The sequence below is a fragment of the Streptomyces sp. NBC_00271 genome, from assembly GCF_036178845.1.
Classification (GTDB): domain Bacteria; phylum Actinomycetota; class Actinomycetes; order Streptomycetales; family Streptomycetaceae; genus Streptomyces.
Genome location: NZ_CP108070.1, coordinates 5577429 through 5593191, shown reverse-complemented (window position 1 = coordinate 5593191; position 15763 = coordinate 5577429). Strand labels below are relative to the sequence as shown.

Below are 15763 nucleotides of genomic sequence, written 5' to 3'. Positions count from 1 at the left end.
GTGCTGGTCAGCCCGTCGATGCGGCGAGCGCCGCGCGCAGATGGCCGTCGCTCTCCTCCAGAAGGCGGGCCGCCGTGGGCCCGTCCACGCCGCCGAGGATGGTGAGGATGGCGTTCTTCACCTCGCCGTCGGTGGCCGCGAGGGCCTGTTCGATCTCCTCGTCCGAGGCGCCGGTCGCGAGGGCGACGATACGGCGGGAGCGGGCCCGCAGCTTCTCGTTCGAGGCGCGGACGTCGACCATCAGGTTCCCGTACGTCTTGCCGAGACGGATCATCGTGATCGTCGAGAGCATGTTCAGGACGAGTTTCTGCGCCGTGCCCGCCTTGAGGCGGGTCGAGCCGGTCAGCAGCTCGGGCCCGACGACGATCTCGATGCCGTGCTCGGCCGCGGCGGCCAGCGCGCTGTGCGCGTTGCAGGACAGGCCGATCGTCAACGCGCCGCGCGCACGGGCGTGTTCGACCGCGCCGACGGCGTACGGGGTGCGGCCGGAGGCGGAGACGCCGACCACCGTGTCGTCGGGGGTCAGGGAGAGCTCCTTCAGGTCGGCCTCGGCCAGCTCCTTGGAGTCCTCGGCGCCCTCGACCGAGGTGACCATGGCGCTCGGGCCGCCCGCGATCAGGCCCACGACCTCGGACGGGTCGGTGTTGAAGGTGGGCGGACACTCGGAGGCGTCCAGCACGCCGAGGCGGCCCGCGGTGCCCGCGCCCGCGTAGATCAGCCGGCCGCCGCGGGACATGCGCTCGGCCACGGCGTCGATCGCGGCGGCGATGCGGGGCAGCTGGGTCGCGACGGCCGTCGGCACGGTCGCGTCCTCGGCGTTCATGATCTTCGCGATCTCCAGCGTCGACAGCCGGTCGATCTGGGACAGCTCGGGACGGAACGCCTCAGTGGTCAACGTCTCCAACTCGGCCCGCAGGGAGTGGTGGTTGGAGGAGGCGTCGGCGGTGGAGGAGGTCATGACGAACGGCTCTTTTCAACGCGGGGTGGTAAAGCGCCCCTTCAGGGGCGCGGGGCTGCGGACATATGCGGCTCCGCCGCGTGGGCGCGACCAGCCACATTCGGCCCGCAGCGTGACGACGGCATCCAGTTTTCCCAGGCTCCCGGCGGAGCGTTACCGCATACGGCCCCGAGGACTGTGGCGGTGCGCCAGCGCCTCGTACGACGCGGACAGTGCCGGCGCCGCCGTCTCGTACGTCCGCTGGGCGACCCCCACGAACAGACAGTCCACCACCAGCAACTGGCTGGTGCGCGACGACATCGCCGCGGGACGCAACTCGCTCTCGCGGGCCGTGGACGTGGTCAGTATGTGGTCGGCGTACTGCGTGACGGGCCCGTCCGGACGGCCGGTGATCGCGACCGTCGTCGCCCCGCGTTCGAAGGCGACCCGCAGCGGCTCGATGACGTCGCCCGTCGAGCCGGAGTGGGTGATAGCGATCGCCACGTCCTTGGCCCGCAGCTGCACCGCGTTGGTGACGGCGAGGTGCGGATCGCTGTGCGGGTGGGCTATGAGTCCGATGCGCAGCAGCTTCTGGGCCAGGTCCTGGGCGACGAGGCCGGACGCGCCGACGCCGTAGATGTCGATCCGGCGGGCGGCGGCGAGTGCGGTGACGGCCGCGCCCAGCTGGACCGTGTCGAGTCCCGCCGCGGTGTCGGCGAGGGTCTGCTGCTCGTCGTACGCGAGTTTCGCGACGACGTCCGCGATGGGGTCGTCGACCGCGATGTCCGCGGTGACGGCGGGGGCGCGGCCCGACTGCTGCTGGGCGGCGAGGCCCGCGAGCGCGAGGCGCAGGTCGCGGTAGCCGGGGTAGCCCAGCAGGCGGGCGGTGCGCACGACCGTGGCCTCGCTGGTGCCGGTGAGCTCGGCGAGGCCGGTGACCGTGAGAGCCGCGCAGCCGGCCGGGTCGCCGGCGACGGCCTCGGCGACCCGTTGCATGGAGCGGGTCATCGACGGGGCGAGCGTCCGCACCTTGGCCGCGAGGGCGGCGGGAGCGGGCGGAGCCTCACCGGCGAAAATTTCCTTCACGTTTGGGGTCACTTGTGAAAGATATTTTCTGCTGGGGTATGCGGTCAAGGGTGCGCACAATGGGTGCATGGACCCCACCAGCCGTCCCGTCAGCCCCTTGGAGCAGGCGTTGCACGCGGCCCGCGCCCTCGTACTCGCCGATCTCGTCGCGGGTGAGGTCGCCGAAGCGGATGTCGTCTCGCTCGTCGAGGACTCGGTGGTGCAGCGCCGATGGTGGGTCGAACAGTGGCCGGAAGGCGTCGGCTATGTGGCCGGGCTCGTCGCCCAGGACGTACAGGACGCGTTGCTGGAGCGGTACGGGCGGTGGCCGTTGTGTCCGGTCTGCGGCTCGGGCGACCCGCACGCCCTCGACGTCGAGCCGGAACTCGGGCCCGATCCGCACTGGGTCTGCCACAAGGCGGGCGTGAAGGTCGCGTCCGTGGGATGCCTGGGGTCGGCGACCGGCGAGATGCCGTCCTCGTGACCGTCTACATCGACCCACCCGCCTGGCCGGGGCACGGGCGGCTCTGGTCGCACCTGGTCAGCGACGTCTCGTACGACGAACTGCACCTGTTCGCCGCGGACTTGGGCGTACCTCCGCGCGCCTTCGAGCGCGATCACTACGACCTGCCCTCCCACCGGTACGCGGACGCCGTGCGCGCCGGGGCGGTGGAGGTCAGCAGCCGCGAGGTGGTGCGGCTGCTGTACGGGGCGGGGCTGCGCCGGCGCAAGTACGTCGGTCGGTAGGCGGACCGGTCGGCCCGTCCCGGCGGGCGGAGGTCAGTCCGTACGGGCGTACACCCGCAGCGACGGATCCAGGGCGCGCAGTTCGTACGCGTACTCCTCCTCGTCCTCGCTCACCCGGGTGAATCCGGCGCGCGCGATGACCCGCTGGGAGGGCGCGTTGGTCCGCTCTATGGCCGCGAAGAGGACGTCGAGCTCGTCGCGGTCGAGGGCCCAGGCGGCCAGGGCGCGCAGGGCCTCGGTCGCGTAGCCGTGGCCGCGGGCGTTCTCGGCGAGGTCGTAGCCGACTTCCGCGCGGCCGTTCTCGTCGGGGGCGCCGTGGAAGCCCATCGCGCCGACCGCCCGGCCGTCCTCGCTCCGTACGAGCACGAACATGCCCCACTCAGGGCGGTGCACCCCGCTCTCGTACGCCTTCATGACCATTCCGGCGGCGTCCCGCGTGCCGTCGAAGGGGCCGCCCTCGATCCACTCGAAGCCGCCGGTGCCGCCCGCGCGCAGATCGGCGGCGGCCGCCGGGGTGACTCCTTGGAGGGTGAGCCGTCCGGCCTCGATCACCAGGTTGTTGCTCCAGCGCCACTCGGTGAGCGGCGCGCGGCCGGGCAACTCGCCGCGGCCGGTCGCCCACAGGAGCGTGGGCCACGGCTCGGACCCCGGCCTGACGTGCGGAAAGATCCGGGAGAGTACGTCCGCGCAGAGTTCGGCCGGCGGCTCGTAGGCGACCTTGAGACCCTGCGCGATGTCGTGCGTGTGCAGGAGCACCTCGGTGACCCCCATCGCGGCGAAGCCCTCGCGGTTCGCGCTGCGGAACGGGTAGGGGTGGAAGGCACGCACCTCGCGCGGCGTGGTGCGCACGGCGGCGGCGAGCAGGGCGCCGGTCGTCTCGATCACGTCGACGACGCCCGCGTTGTCGGTGCCGTCGTCCAAGGTGATCTCGAAGGGCACGTACGCCGTGGTGGCCCGCCCCGCCAACTGGCCCGCGTACGCGAGGAGATCGTCCGCGATGTGCTCGGCGGTCCTGCGGCAACTCCACTCGAGACGGCCCGCCCCCACGCCGTCCCAGTCCCGCCCGGCCACCGTCCGCAACAGCGCGGCGGCGCCCGCGACGGCTTCCTCCACCTGGTCCCCACCCATGGATCGCATGCGGCTGAGGATAGGCGCGGTCAGACGTCGTTACGTACTGGATTGTTGGTCCTGTCGGCCCTTTCGGCCTTCCTGTTCATGGACACCACCACGCGGGAGGCCCGGGTACGGCGCTGGAGGCGCAGCGAGACCGCGGCCACCCCCAGGCCCGTCACCGTCATGGCCGCGCCCGCCCAGGCCGTCGCCGCGTAGCCGAGACCCGCGTCGATGACCGTGCCGCCGACCCAGGGGCCGCCGGTGTTGCCGAGGTTGAAGGCCGCCGTGGTGGTGGCACCGGCCAGGGTGGGGGCGGCCCCGGCGAGGTTGAAGAGCCGGGCGTTGAGCGCCGGGGCGGTGAAGAAGCAGGTGACGCCGAGGAGGAAGGAAAGAGCCACGGCCGCGAACGCGAACTGCCCCAGGAGCGCGAGCGCCACGAGGACGGTGGTCGAGGCCGCGGTGCCGGAGAGGAGCACCCCGAAGAGGTGCGCGTCGGCGACCCGCCCGCCGATCGTCGTACCGATCAGCGCCCCGACCCCGAAGAGCGCGAGCACGCTCGGCACCCAGCCGTCGTCGAGCCCGGCGACATCCGTGAGCAGCGGCGAGAGATAGCTGAACGTGCAGAAGACCCCGCCCGCGGCGAGCATCACGAGGGCGACGGTGAGCCAGACCTGCGCGTCACGGTAAATGGAGACTTCCCGCCTGAGCTGCGGCTTCTTGCCGGGGAGCGGAATGCGGGGGATGAGGGTGACGACCCCGACCAGAGCGATCGCGGAGGCCGCGCCGACGGCCCAGAACGCGGACCGCCAGCCGAGGTGCTCGCCGAGGAAGGCACCGGCCGGGACCCCGAGCACGTTCGCGATCGACAGGCCGCCGATCATCACCGCGAGCGCGCGGGCCCGGGAGGTCACCGGGACCATCGCGATCGCCACCGCCGCGCCCACCGCCCAGAAGCCCGCACAGGCGAGGGCGCTGACGATCCTGGAGGCGAAGAGCACGGCGTACGTCGGCGCCAGCGCGCCGGCGATCTGGCCGAGCCCGAAGACGGCGATGAGCGAGACGAGGGTGGTACGGCGGGGGAGGCGGAGGGTGGCCACGGCGAGCAGCGGCGCGCCGACGACCATGCCTATGGCGAACGCCGATATGAGCAGACCCGCCTGCGGAATCGTGACACCCATGTCGTCGGCGATGGGCGGCAGGAGCCCCGAGAGCATGAACTCGCTGGTCCCGAGGGCGAAGACGGAGAGGGCGAGGATGTAGACGGCGAGGGGCATACGGGGGCCGGGCGGCGGACTGGAGCCGGTCACTTGGTGTCCTTCCGGGGCGGGTTCGCCGATTCCGGGGTGGTTTCGGTGAGGTGGGTGAGCTCGCGCCGGATGTTCTCCCGGGCCCGCTCCTCCCACTCCCGTGTTCCGTACGGCGTCCTGAACAGCCGTGGCAGATCGATGAGTTGACGCAGTACGGCCGCCCGGCCAGCCCGGAACGCCTCGTCCGGGACGAAGGCGTACTCCTCGCGGACGGCGGCGGTGTAGGCGGCGTAGGTGTCCGGGGTCGAGGCGAGGATCGCGAGGTCGGCGTCGCAGAGGACCTGGCCGTTGCGGTCGTCGTCGGTCGGGGCGTGGGTGACGGTGAGCCGGACAAGACGTCCGACCTCGGCTGTTTCGGCTTTCCTCACCCCGGCCTCGGGGAGGGCGCGTTCGGCGAGGCGGGCGGAGCGTTCCTCGTTCTCGGAGCGGTCGGGGAGGTAGACGGCGTCGTGGAACCAGGCGGCGAGGCGGACGAGGGCGGGGTCGTCCGCGTGCTTCTCCAGTACGTCGATGTGGTCGAGGACCGCGGTGAGGTGCGCGACGGTGTGGTAGCGGCGCTGTGGCTCCTGCCAGCGGGCGAGGAGGTTGTCCGCGTACGGGGCCGGGTCGGGGCCGCCGGGGGAGCGGGCGCCGTCGAGGGCATGGGACCAGCGGGTGCGCAGCGCGTCGAGGTCGGGCATGCGTCGATTCTCCCGCTCGGGCCGCTTGGCACCTAGCGCCTTCCCTCGCCCCCGCCGCCCCTACCCGTCCCATCCCCCGGGGGCTCCGCCCCCGGCCCCCCGCATCGGCCTGAACAGCCTCGTCCTCAAACGCCGGACGGGCTGAATGATGCGGGCCGGGTGGGTGGGTGCGCCCTCGAACGCCAACCAGCCCGAGGCTTCCAGAGGCGCGGGGAACGACGCGACGAGCCCCCACCGGCCGGTGGACGAGCGACTGGGGTCGGCGGGGGACCCGGGGCGCAGCCCCTGGCCCAGGGGCGCGGGGAACTGCGCGACAAGCCCCCACTGTCCCGCAGACGAACGATTTCGGGTGGACGGGGATCCGGGGCGCAGCCCCGCCCTGGGGGCGCGGGGAACTGCGCGACAAGCCCCCACCGTCCCGCGGATGAACGATTTCGGGTGGACGGGGATCCGGGGCGGAGCCCCGTCTTGGGGGCGCGGGGAACTGCGCGACAAGCCCCCACCGTCCCGCGGATGAACGATTTCGGGTGGACGGGGATCCGGGGCGGAGCCCCGTCTTGGGGGCGCGGGGAACTGCGCGACAAGCCCCCACCGTCCCGCGGATGAACGATTTCGGGTGGACGGGGATTCGGGGCGGAGCCCCGATGATGTGTGCCGGTAAAGGGCGAGGCCTTCTCGCGGGGGTCGGTGGCCGCGGCGTACCCTGAGATTGGACTAGACCTGTAGCCGCCCCAGAGGAAGAGGCCCCATGAGCGAGCGCAAGCGTGCAGTCCTGGAGGTGATCGCCCTCGGCGTGGAGGACGCGGTCGCCGCCCAGGCGGGAGGCGCCGACCGGCTGGAGCTGGTCACCGACATGGCCGCCGACGGGCTCACCCCGGCGCTGGAGACCTTCGTCGGGATCCGCGCCGCCGTCGACATCTCGCTGCGCGTCATGCTCAGGCGGACGGACGGCTTCGCGGCGGGCGCCGCCAAGGACGTCGACGCGCTCGTACGGCTCGCGGGGGAGATGCGGGCCGCCGGAGCGGACGAGTTCGTGCTCGGCTTCCTCGACGAGCACGGCGGTCCCGACCTGTCCGTCGTGGAGCGGATCGTCGCGGAACTGGACGGCTGCCCCTGGACGTTCCACCGCGCGATCGACCGCGCCGCCGACCGCGACTCCCTGCGCAAGCAGCTCGCGGACCTGCCGGGCCTGGACGCGTACCTCACGGCGGGTTCCCCGGACGGCGTGGACGACGGTTTCCCGACCCTCCTCGCCGAGGCCGCCCGCCGCACCGAACCCGGCTACGAACCCCGGATCATGGTGGGCGGCGGCCTGCGTCTCGATCACGTTCCTCGGCTGAGGGCCGCGGGGATCGACGCCTTCCACATCGGTGGGGCGGCCCGGCCCGGCGGATGGGACGGGCCGGTGGCGGTGGCGGCCGTACGGGAGTGGCGGCAGGCCCTGGACGCGTAGCGGCCGTCGAAGGGCCCGCCCGGCTAGGCCAGTTGCTGCGGCAGCGGGGCCGCGTGAGTGACGGTCAGGCCCGAGACCGCTCGGGTCAGGGCCACGTACAGGCGGCGCAGTCCGGTCCGCTCGTCCGGTTCTCCGTCGACCACGGCCTGCGGCTCGTCCAGGACCACGTAGTCGTACTCCAGGCCCTTGGCGAGGGAGGCCGGGACGAGGGTGAGGCGGGTCTGAGCCGTCGTCTCCTCGCCGGGGCCCAGGTACGTCAGCCCCGCCGCCGCCAGCGCCTCGGTGAGCGCCGGGATCCGGGCGTCGGCGGCGATGAGACCGATCGAACCCTCGTTGCGCAGCAACTCCTGGCAGGCGTCCACGACCTGCTCGTCGGCGGTCGTCGGTCGCACCTCGAAGAAGCCCGGGTTCTCACGGACCGACGCCACCGGGGTCAGGCCCGGCGCGATGTGCGGCAGCAGTCGGGAGGCGTAGGTGATGACGTCGGTGGGGACGCGGAAACCGGCGGTCAGCTCCTCGATCACCGCGTCCCCCTTGCCGAGGTGGGCGAGCGCCTCGTCCCAGCTCCGCGTCGCCCAGGGGGTCGTGCCCTGTGCGAGGTCACCGAGCACGGTCGCCGAACCCGTCGTGCAGCGCCGCCCGACCGCCCGGTACTGCATCGGCGACAGATCCTGCGCCTCGTCGAGCACGACATGGCCGAGGGAGTGGGTGCGCTGGACGAGATCGGTGGCCTCGTCGATCAGCACGGCGTCGGCGGGCGCCCACCTGGCCGACTTCACCGACCGCACCGGCTTCGACCAGAGGATCTCCTTCTGTTCGTCCTCGTCGAGGATTCCGTCCGCGTGGACGGCCAGGAAGTCCGCGTCGGTGAGCAGGCGAAGGACCAGTTTGGCCGGGTCGACCGGCGGCCAGATCGCCTTGACGGCCGCCTTCACCGCGGTGTTGCGGGCCACGGCGTCCTGCACCCGGTCGTCCGGTGCCTCGCCCGAGCGCTCCATCTGGACCAGCACGGCGTGCGCGATCCGCTGCGGAAGGGCCTCGCGGGCGGCGCCGTACCGGATGTCGCGGTCCAGCAGCTCCCCGACGATCGTCTCGAGTTCGTACGCCGGGACACGCCAGCGCCGCGACCCGCGCACGACCACGACGCCCTCGGTCGGGAGCGTCACATGCGAGCGGACGGCCCGGCGCAGCACCTCGGCCATCCGGGCGTCGCCCTTGACGACGGCGGCGGTCGCGTCGTCCGTCCCGCGTACCTCCACATGCGCGACGAGGTCGTCGACCGTCGCCTGCTTGACCTCGAGCTCGCCCAGCGCGGGCAGCACCTGCTCGATGTAGTGCAGGAAGGACTTGTTCGGCCCGATGACCAGGGTGCCGGTGCGGGCCAGCCGCTCCCGGTGGGCGTAGAGGAGGTAGGCGACGCGGTGCAGGCCGACGGCCGTCTTCCCGGTGCCGGGGCCGCCCTGCACACAGACGGAGCCCGAGAGACCCGACCGTACGATCTCGTCCTGCTCCGGCTGGATGGTCGCCACGATGTCCCGCATCGGGCCCACGCGCGGGCGCTCGATCTCCTGCTGGAGCAGCTTGCTGGTCGCCGCGGCCTCGGAGGGGTCGGACAGGTGCTCGTCCTCGTACGCCGTGAGGTCGCCGCCGGTGTACCCGAAGCGGCGGCGCAGTCCGACGTCCATCGGGTCCTTCTTCGAGGCCCGGTAGAACGGCTGCGACACCGGCGCGCGCCAGTCGATGACCATCGGGTCGCCCTCGGCGTCGTGCACATGCCGGCGCCCGATGTAGAAACGCTCGCCCTCCGCGCCCTCCGCCTTGTCGGCGCCGGGTGCGTGCAGATAGTCGAGGCGGCCGAAGAACAGCGGGGTGTGACTGAGGTCGGCGAGAGCCTTGATCCGCTCGTCGATCTGGTGCTGGAGGACCGCGGCGTTCACCCAGTTCGCGGTGACGTCCTTGATGTCGAGGTTCTCCACGTCCTCGCGCATCGCGCGCAGTGCCGCGCGGGACGAGCCGAGGTGGGCGCGCTCGCGGGAGAGGGGGTCCTGGGCGGGTGGGGTGGACAACGTGGTGCCTCCGGAAGACCTGCTGCGTGTGAGTGGGTACGGCGGTCGAGCCGTTGGATGCTGTCCGGTTTCCGGCCGGGCGGCGGCACTCCGTCGAGGGAGGCGGGCAAGAGCGGAGATTCTAGGTCAGGGGAGGAGGTCCGGGCCAACTCTTTTTCGCGGACCGCTCGCGGCATCGTTCAAGGCATCGCTCCCGGCGTCGTACGCGGCATCAGGGATGCGACCCCCATATCCCTAAGGGTCGCCGTCCGTCGTGAGGCGTACACGCAGAGGCCTGGAGGCGTACGAGGGGCCGCCGAGGTTCGGTCCATAGGCCGACGCCATATGGGGTCGCGGATTCCATCATGGATACATGAGCGCAGCAACCTTCACCTCAGGCCCTTCCCGGCGCGGTCCCGCCGCTCATGGCGCGACCGCCTTCTCCGCCGTCCACCACCACCACCGTGTCGGCGACGCCTTGCGCGCCGTCAAGGTCTTCGTGGGCGCGGCGTTCGGCGTCGTGCTCCTCGGGGAGTACGAGGAGGAGGCGGGCGTCCGACACCGGTGAGCCGTCCGCCGGGGTGAACCGTCCCGGCACTAGGGTCACTCCGTGCTGCAGCGGAACGTGACCGATCGCTCACTCGACGAAGTTCTCCCGTTCTCCGTCCCTCGTTTCTCCGTCTCCCGCTTTCCCGCGTCTCTTCTTCCCTTCCTCCTGCTCGCCACTTCCCTCGCCGCGTTCGCCGCGCTGTGTCTTCTCCGGCGCACTCCGATGGCCGACGCGCTCGTCTACCGGGCCGAGGGTGCGGCCGTCGTCCACGGCACGGATCTCTACGGCTTCACCGTCACCGAGTGGCAGCTGCCCGCCACGTACCCGCCCTTCGCGGCGGTCCTCTTCGTCCCGCTGGCCTGGCTCCCGCTGTCCGTCCTCAAGGCGGCCTTCGTCGCCGGGAACGTGGCCCTGCTGGCCGTGGTGGTCCGGCTCTCCTGCCGTCTCGCGGGCCTGCCGACGCGGCTGCCCGCGCTCTGCGCCGCCACCGCGCTCGCCCTGTGGCTCGAACCCGTCTTCCAGACCGTGCTCTTCGGCCAGATCAACCTCGCCGTCGCCTGCCTGATCCTCTGGGACCTGACACGGCCGCCCGGCGCCCCCGGCAAGGGCATCGCCCTCGGCATCGCGGCCGGGGTGAAACTGACCCCCGCCGTCTTCGTGGCGTATCTGCTGCTCAGGGGCCGGCGGCGGGAAGCGGCCACCGCCCTGGCGGCCTTCGCCGGGACCGTACTCCTGGGAGCGCTCGCCCTTCCCGCCGCGAGTGTCGACTTCTGGACCCGGCGGCTCTACGAGACCGGCCGCGTCGGCAAGGTGTGGATCGTCGACAACCAGTCGCTCCAGGGGCTGATCGCCCGGGCGCTGGGGGACCCGGCACCGGGTCCGCTGTGGGCCGTACCCGCGCTGGCCCTCGCGTCGGCGGGACTGTGGCTGGCCCGCCGCGCGCGCACCGACCGCCAGGGCGTCCTCGTCATCGCCCTCACGGCCCTGCTGATCTCACCCATCAGCTGGTCGCACCACTGGGTGTGGTGCGTCCCGCTGATCGCCGTGCTGTACGCCGAACACGGTCCGCGCCCGGCCGCCGCCACCGCCGTGGTCTTCGCGGCCCGCACCCTCTGGCTGGTCCCCCACCAGGGCGATCTGGACCTTCGTCTCCCCTGGTGGCAGCAGCCGTTCGCCTCGCCGTACCCCCTGCTGGGGCTGGTCCTGCTGGTTCAGTTGTCGGCCAGGAGCTCGTCGGCGTCGACGATCCGGTAGGCGTACCCCTGCTCCGCCAGGAACCGCTGCCGATGGGCGGCGAAGTCCTGGTCGATGGTGTCGCGGGCGACGACGGAGTAGAAGTGCGCCTGGTGGCCGTCGGCCTTCGGGCGCAGCACGCGGCCAAGGCGCTGGGCCTCCTCCTGGCGCGAGCCGAAGGTGCCCGACACCTGGATGGCGACGGTCGCCTCCGGCAGGTCGATGGAGAAGTTGGCGACCTTCGACACGACGAGCACGCTGATCTCGCCCTCCCGGAAGGCGCCGAACAGCTTCTCCCGCTGCGCGTTGCTGGTCTCGCCCTTGATGACGGGCGCGTTCAAGTGCTCGCCCAGCTCGTCGAGTTGGTCGATGTACTGGCCGATCACGAGGATCTGCTGCCCCGCGAACTTCCGTACCAGCGCCTCGGTCACCTTCCGCTTGGTGGCGGTCGTCGCGCAGAAGCGGTACTTCTCCTCGGTCTCGGCGGTCGCGTACGCGAGCCGCTCGGAGTCGGTGAGGTTGACGCGGACCTCGACACAGTCGGCGGGCGCGATGTACCCCTGCGCCTCGATCTCCTTCCAGGGCGCGTCGAACCGCTTGGGCCCGATGAGCGAGAAGACGTCCGACTCGCGCCCGTCCTCGCGGACCAGGGTCGCGGTCAGGCCGAGGCGCCGCCGCGCCTGGAGATCGGCCGTGAACTTGAAGACGGGCGCGGGCAGCAGGTGCACCTCGTCGTAGACGATGAGTCCCCAGTCCCGGGAGTCGAACAGCTCCAGGTGGGGATAGACGCCCTTCCGCTTGGTCGTCAGCACCTGGTAGGTGGCGATGGTGACCGGGCGGATCTCCTTCCTCGTCCCGCTGTACTCGCCGATCTCGTCCTCGGTCAGCGAGGTCCGCTTCACCAGCTCGTGCTTCCACTGCCGGGCGGAGACGGTGTTGGTGACGAGGATGAGCGTGGTGGCCTTGGCCTGCGCCATGGACCCGGCGCCGACGAGCGTCTTCCCGGCTCCACAGGGCAGGACGACAACGCCCGACCCGCCGTGCCAGAAGTTCTCCACGGCCTGCTTCTGGTACGGCCGCAGCGCCCAGCCGTCCTCCGCCAGCTCGATCGGGTGCGCCTCCCCGTCGACGTACCCGGCGAGGTCCTCGGCCGGCCAGCCCAGCTTCAGCAGCGTCTGCTTGATCTGCCCGCGCTCGGAGGGGTGCACGGCCACGGTGTCCGGGTCGAGCCGGTTGCCGACGAGCGGGATGATCCGCTTCGACCGCAGGATCTCCTCCAGGACGGGCCGGTCGGTGGTGGTCAGGACCAGCCCGTGGGCCGGGTGCTTGCTGAGGGTGAGACGCCCGTAGCGGTCCATCGTCTCGGCGATGTCGACGAGCAGGGCGTGCGGTACGGGGTAGCGGCTGAACTCGACGAGCGCGTCGACGACCTGCTCGGCGTCGTGGCCCGCGGCGCGCGCGTTCCACAGGCCGAGCGGTGTCACCCGGTAGGTGTGGATGTGCTCGGGTGCGCGCTCCAGCTCGGCGAACGGCGCGATGGCCCGACGGCAGGCGTCGGCCTGCTCGTGGTCGACTTCCAGGAGCAGGGTCTTGTCGCTCTGGACGATGAGGGGTCCGTTCACACCCGTCCCTTTCTGCGTGCCGTCACCCCGCGCGGATGACCGGCCAAACGTCCAGTGTGCCTCACGGGGCGGTGATCACGGCTGGTCGTCGGCGAGCTCGGCGACCCCCGTCACGCGGTGCAACGGATAGGTGCGGACCTCGTCCGCGGTGTGGTCGTACGCCGTCACGAAGCCTCCCTCCACCCGGATCGGGGCGATCACGCGCTGGCTGGCGGCGCCCTCGGCGTTCACGTACCCGATCCACACCGCCTCGCCGGTCATGACGGCGGCCTGCATGGTGGCGAGGGTCTCGGCGGAGCTGGTGCGCGGCAGCTCGCCGTTGCCCGGCGCCGGCGCCTGCGTGTCCTTGCGCGGGGTCGTGGAGGCCAGGTCACCGGCGCGGATGGCGCGGACCGCGGCACCGAGGAGCGTGGTGTCGGGCACCGGCGGGCCGTCCGGGACCGGCACGGGGGCGGAGCGCGGCGGGGTGCGGTGGGCGTGCGCGCGGGTGATCAGCACATCACCCTCGGCGGACTCCGCGGCGGGCGCGAAGCCCATCGAGCGCAGGCCCTCCAGCAGGGCCGCCGGGTCGGCCTGGGCGGCGAGCACGGTGGGTGCGAGGCGGCGCAGCCGCAGTCCCTGCGAGCGCTTGTCGGCGAGGATCTCGCTCAGCAGCGCGTCGTCGTCGCAGCGCACGTACGCCGAGGCCGCCCCGATCCGCAGATGGCCGTGCCGGCGCGCCACGTCGTCGATCAGATAGGCGAGCGGCTGCGGGACGGGCGTGCGGGAGTGGGCCGCGAGGAACGCGTGCAGGTCCGAGGCCGACCGGCCCGCGTCCAGGGCGCGCCGTACCGACCCGGGGGTGAAGCGGTAGACCGTCGCCCCGCCCTTCGACTCGATGTCCGCGAGCACGCCGAGCGTGTCGGCGAGGGGCCGCTCCAGCGGGCCGGGGGCGACGGCGGTCAGGTCCGCCTGGAGGAGGACGTGGTCCAGGGGCTCGGGCAGCAGCGGGGCGAGGAGCCGGGCGGCGTGGGCGACGGCAGCGGCCTGCTCGGCGGGGGAGCGCGGGGTTTCGGAGAGGGGGGCCTCGACGGCGGGGCGGTGGTGCTTGTGGGCGGGGAGCTTGTCGCCGGGACCGGACGGGGCGCGCGTCCCGGTCTCCCGGGCGCTCGCCGACGGCAGCCCCAGCAGCGCCCGCCCCTGTGCCGAGAGGGCGCCCCGGCCGGTGACTCCCAGCAGCTCCGACTCGGACAGCGTCCACCGGGCGAGCCGGGTCCGCAGATCCTCGGCCGTGCTCCGGTCCCCGCGCGGCGGACGCTCCCATTGGAGGTGGGCGAGGACCGAGTCCGGGGTGGCGGCGGCGCCCTCGGGCAGGGTGGCGAGGAGGGTGAGGACGCGGTGGCGGACCTCGGGGGCCGCCGAGCGGTCGAGGCCGGGGCCCAGTGCCGACAACGTACGGTCCTTGGTGTCCCGCCCGCCGATCAGGCCCGCCGTACGGGTCGCGGCCAGCCACGCGGAGGCGAGCGTGGCCCACCGTTCGGCGGCGGGCCGCTCCAGCCACTCGTCATAGGCGGGGGTGGCCGCGTACCGCTCGTCGGCCTCCCCGTCCGAGGCCAGCAGGCCCGCCGCGTAGGCGAGCTCGACCCAGAACGCGGCGATCGGCTCCGCGACGTCCAGCGCCACCGCCGTCCGCTTCAGGTCCCGCACGCTGAGCCCACCGGCGCGCAGTACGACGGGCCCGCCCTCGTGCCAGTCCTTCAGCAGCTCCTCGATGGTGGCGAGCGCCGTGTACGCCTGGCCCGCCGCCGCACTGTCCACAACCTGTGGACGGTGCGTGCGTGCGACCTCGACCGCCGGGGCCACCGGTTCCGTCGCCCGGTGCGCGCGGCCCGCCCGCAGATGCAGGGCGACCTCCCGGGGCAGTACGACCGTGCCGGGCGCCGTCGGCAGCAGCAGCCCGCGGTCGATCAGCCAGCGCAGATGGCGTGCCGGGTCGGCGGTCACCTGGCCGTACGGCGGCCCCCACACCAGCCGGGACAGCACGTCCACCGCCTCGGCCGGGGCGGTGTCGAGGAGCGCCGACATCCGGGACCGGTCGGTGAACAGCGCGGTGAGCGAGGCGACGGCGGAGACGGAGTCGTGGGTGGTCGGCAGCCCGGCCTCGGCCACGATCTCCTGGATGCGGCCCGGGGACATCCCGGCCGTGGCTTCGGCGACGGTCGGGCCCAGGCCGGTGGGGGACGGGTGCTGGGGGGACGGCGCGAGCAGCTCGCGCGCCGTGCGTACGAGGCGCAGGCGGTCGTCGGGGCCCCACACCAGGGCCTGCTCGCGGAGCGTCCCCAGAGCGCGCGGGAACGCCGCCGTGACCGCCGGGTCGTTGTCGTCGCCCGCCAGCAGTGCGAGCAGTTCGTCGCGCGCCGCCGGGTCCGACGCGACGGCGAGGGCCTCCGCGGTCTGGAGCGCGAACCGGTCCAGGCGCTCCAGGGCGCGGACCACCGAGGCGCGGGTGCCGGCGCGGGTGGCGAGCTGGGTGAGGTCCGTGGGGACGGGGGTGATGAGGTCGGGGCGGGTGCGGAGGAGGGCCGACAGGGAGGCGTCGTCCCGGGCGCGGAGGGCTTCCGCGAGGGAGCGCGGAGCGGTGCCCTGCGGGGCGGGGTCCGGGGTTCGGTCCGGCGTGGGGTGCTCCTCTGTGCTCATCCGCTCAACGGTAGTGGTTTCTCGCCCCCGCCGCCCCTACCCACCCCATCCCCGGGGCTACGCCCCGGACCCCGGGAGTGTTGCCCACCTGCGGCCGACCGGAGACCCGGCACGCAGTTCCCCAGGGCCGGGGCTGAGCAGTTGTCCGGCTGTCGGCCGGTGGGGGTTGATCGCGCAGTTCCCCGCGCCCCTGGAGGGGCGCCGGGGCGGAGCCCCGTGCCTTAGGGGCGCGGGGAACTGCGCGACCAGCCCCCTCCCGCCCGCAGTCGAAGAACCCACGCGGGGGTCTGGGGGCGAAGAACTCGGGGCGTACGCGGTACCGTCGTGGCCACCGG

General features: G+C 72.9%; 13 protein-coding genes. 5 read left to right on the top strand and 8 right to left on the bottom strand.

Annotation, left to right across the window (positions count from 1 at the left end):
- Positions 1–7: 7 nt before the first annotated feature.
- Together murQ and OG798_RS25520 are read right to left on the bottom strand one after the other, a co-directional pair.
- On the bottom strand, positions 8–958 hold the full coding sequence (gene murQ / locus OG798_RS25525; protein ID WP_267062187.1) for an N-acetylmuramic acid 6-phosphate etherase: 951 nt from the start codon (positions 956–958) through the stop codon (positions 8–10).
- A gap of 153 nt (positions 959–1111) precedes the next feature.
- Positions 1112–2035, bottom strand: coding sequence for a MurR/RpiR family transcriptional regulator (locus OG798_RS25520; protein ID WP_095853982.1), 924 nt, complete (start codon positions 2033–2035; stop codon positions 1112–1114).
- A gap of 55 nt (positions 2036–2090) precedes the next feature.
- On the opposite strand from OG798_RS25520, the gene OG798_RS25515 reads away from it, so the two are divergent.
- Together OG798_RS25515 and OG798_RS25510 are read left to right on the top strand one after the other, a co-directional pair.
- Entirely contained in the window at positions 2091–2486 is a 396-nt protein-coding gene (locus tag OG798_RS25515; RefSeq protein WP_095853983.1) for a hypothetical protein, read from the top strand.
- The gene (locus tag OG798_RS25510) at positions 2483–2749 is read left to right on the top strand and encodes a DUF4031 domain-containing protein (protein WP_054235190.1); all 267 of its coding nucleotides are present in this window, start codon (positions 2483–2485) and stop codon (positions 2747–2749) included. Before OG798_RS25515 ends, OG798_RS25510 begins: the two co-directional genes overlap by 4 nt.
- A 33-nt stretch (positions 2750–2782) precedes the next feature.
- Here the strand turns inward: OG798_RS25510 and OG798_RS25505 are convergent, their stop codons facing one another.
- From OG798_RS25505 to OG798_RS25495, 3 genes are read right to left on the bottom strand one after another with little or no spacing between them, the layout of a single operon-like run.
- On the bottom strand, positions 2783–3886 hold the full coding sequence (locus tag OG798_RS25505; RefSeq protein ID WP_261685853.1) for a GNAT family N-acetyltransferase: 1104 nt from the start codon (positions 3884–3886) through the stop codon (positions 2783–2785).
- Positions 3887–3906: 20 nt separating this feature from the next.
- Positions 3907–5136, bottom strand: coding sequence for a Cmx/CmrA family chloramphenicol efflux MFS transporter (locus tag OG798_RS25500; protein WP_328760077.1), 1230 nt, complete (start codon positions 5134–5136; stop codon positions 3907–3909).
- A gap of 29 nt (positions 5137–5165) precedes the next feature.
- The gene (locus OG798_RS25495; protein WP_267062186.1) at positions 5166–5849 is read right to left on the bottom strand and encodes an HD domain-containing protein; all 684 of its coding nucleotides are present in this window, start codon (positions 5847–5849) and stop codon (positions 5166–5168) included.
- Positions 5850–6597: 748 nt separating this feature from the next.
- On the opposite strand from OG798_RS25495, the gene OG798_RS25490 reads away from it, so the two are divergent.
- Positions 6598–7302, top strand: coding sequence for a copper homeostasis protein CutC (locus tag OG798_RS25490; protein WP_121415759.1), 705 nt, complete (start codon positions 6598–6600; stop codon positions 7300–7302).
- A gap of 23 nt (positions 7303–7325) precedes the next feature.
- Here the strand turns inward: OG798_RS25490 and OG798_RS25485 are convergent, their stop codons facing one another.
- Complete coding sequence (locus OG798_RS25485; RefSeq protein WP_095853986.1) at positions 7326–9368, bottom strand: HelD family protein; 2043 nt, start codon at positions 9366–9368, stop codon at positions 7326–7328.
- Between the two features lie 352 nt (positions 9369–9720).
- Between OG798_RS25485 and OG798_RS25480 the strand changes: the two genes are divergently transcribed.
- Positions 9721–9915, top strand: coding sequence for a hypothetical protein (locus OG798_RS25480; protein ID WP_095853987.1), 195 nt, complete (start codon positions 9721–9723; stop codon positions 9913–9915).
- Positions 9916–10062: 147 nt separating this feature from the next.
- Positions 10063–11151: a glycosyltransferase 87 family protein gene (locus OG798_RS25475; RefSeq protein ID WP_435863943.1), complete on the top strand. Its 1089-nt coding sequence runs from the start codon at positions 10063–10065 to the stop codon at positions 11149–11151.
- Here the strand turns inward: OG798_RS25475 and OG798_RS25470 are convergent.
- On the bottom strand, positions 11109–12752 hold the full coding sequence (locus OG798_RS25470) for a DNA repair helicase XPB (protein ID WP_095853988.1): 1644 nt from the start codon (positions 12750–12752) through the stop codon (positions 11109–11111). The genes OG798_RS25475 and OG798_RS25470 overlap by 43 nt on opposite strands.
- Positions 12753–12827: 75 nt before the next feature.
- Entirely contained in the window at positions 12828–15428 is a 2601-nt protein-coding gene (locus tag OG798_RS25465) for a helicase C-terminal domain-containing protein (protein WP_121415760.1), read from the bottom strand.
- Between the last annotated feature and the right edge of the window lie 335 nt (positions 15429–15763).

Excerpts from the sequence above, each read along its gene's own strand:
- OG798_RS25480 (WP_095853987.1), top strand. The coding sequence starts at position 9,721 with ATGAGCGCAGCAACCTTCACCTCAGGCCCTTCCCGGCGCGGTCCCGCC.
- OG798_RS25515 (WP_095853983.1), top strand. The coding sequence starts at position 2,091 with ATGGACCCCACCAGCCGTCCCGTCAGCCCCTTGGAGCAGGCGTTGCAC.
- OG798_RS25505 (WP_261685853.1), bottom strand. The coding sequence starts at position 3,886 with ATGCGATCCATGGGTGGGGACCAGGTGGAGGAAGCCGTCGCGGGCGCC.
- OG798_RS25465 (WP_121415760.1), bottom strand. The coding sequence starts at position 15,428 with ATGAGCACAGAGGAGCACCCCACGCCGGACCGAACCCCGGACCCCGCC.
- murQ (WP_267062187.1), bottom strand. The coding sequence starts at position 958 with ATGACCTCCTCCACCGCCGACGCCTCCTCCAACCACCACTCCCTGCGG.
- OG798_RS25490 (WP_121415759.1), top strand. The coding sequence starts at position 6,598 with ATGAGCGAGCGCAAGCGTGCAGTCCTGGAGGTGATCGCCCTCGGCGTG.
- OG798_RS25495 (WP_267062186.1), bottom strand. The coding sequence starts at position 5,849 with ATGCCCGACCTCGACGCGCTGCGCACCCGCTGGTCCCATGCCCTCGAC.
- OG798_RS25500 (WP_328760077.1), bottom strand. The coding sequence starts at position 5,136 with ATGCCCCTCGCCGTCTACATCCTCGCCCTCTCCGTCTTCGCCCTCGGG.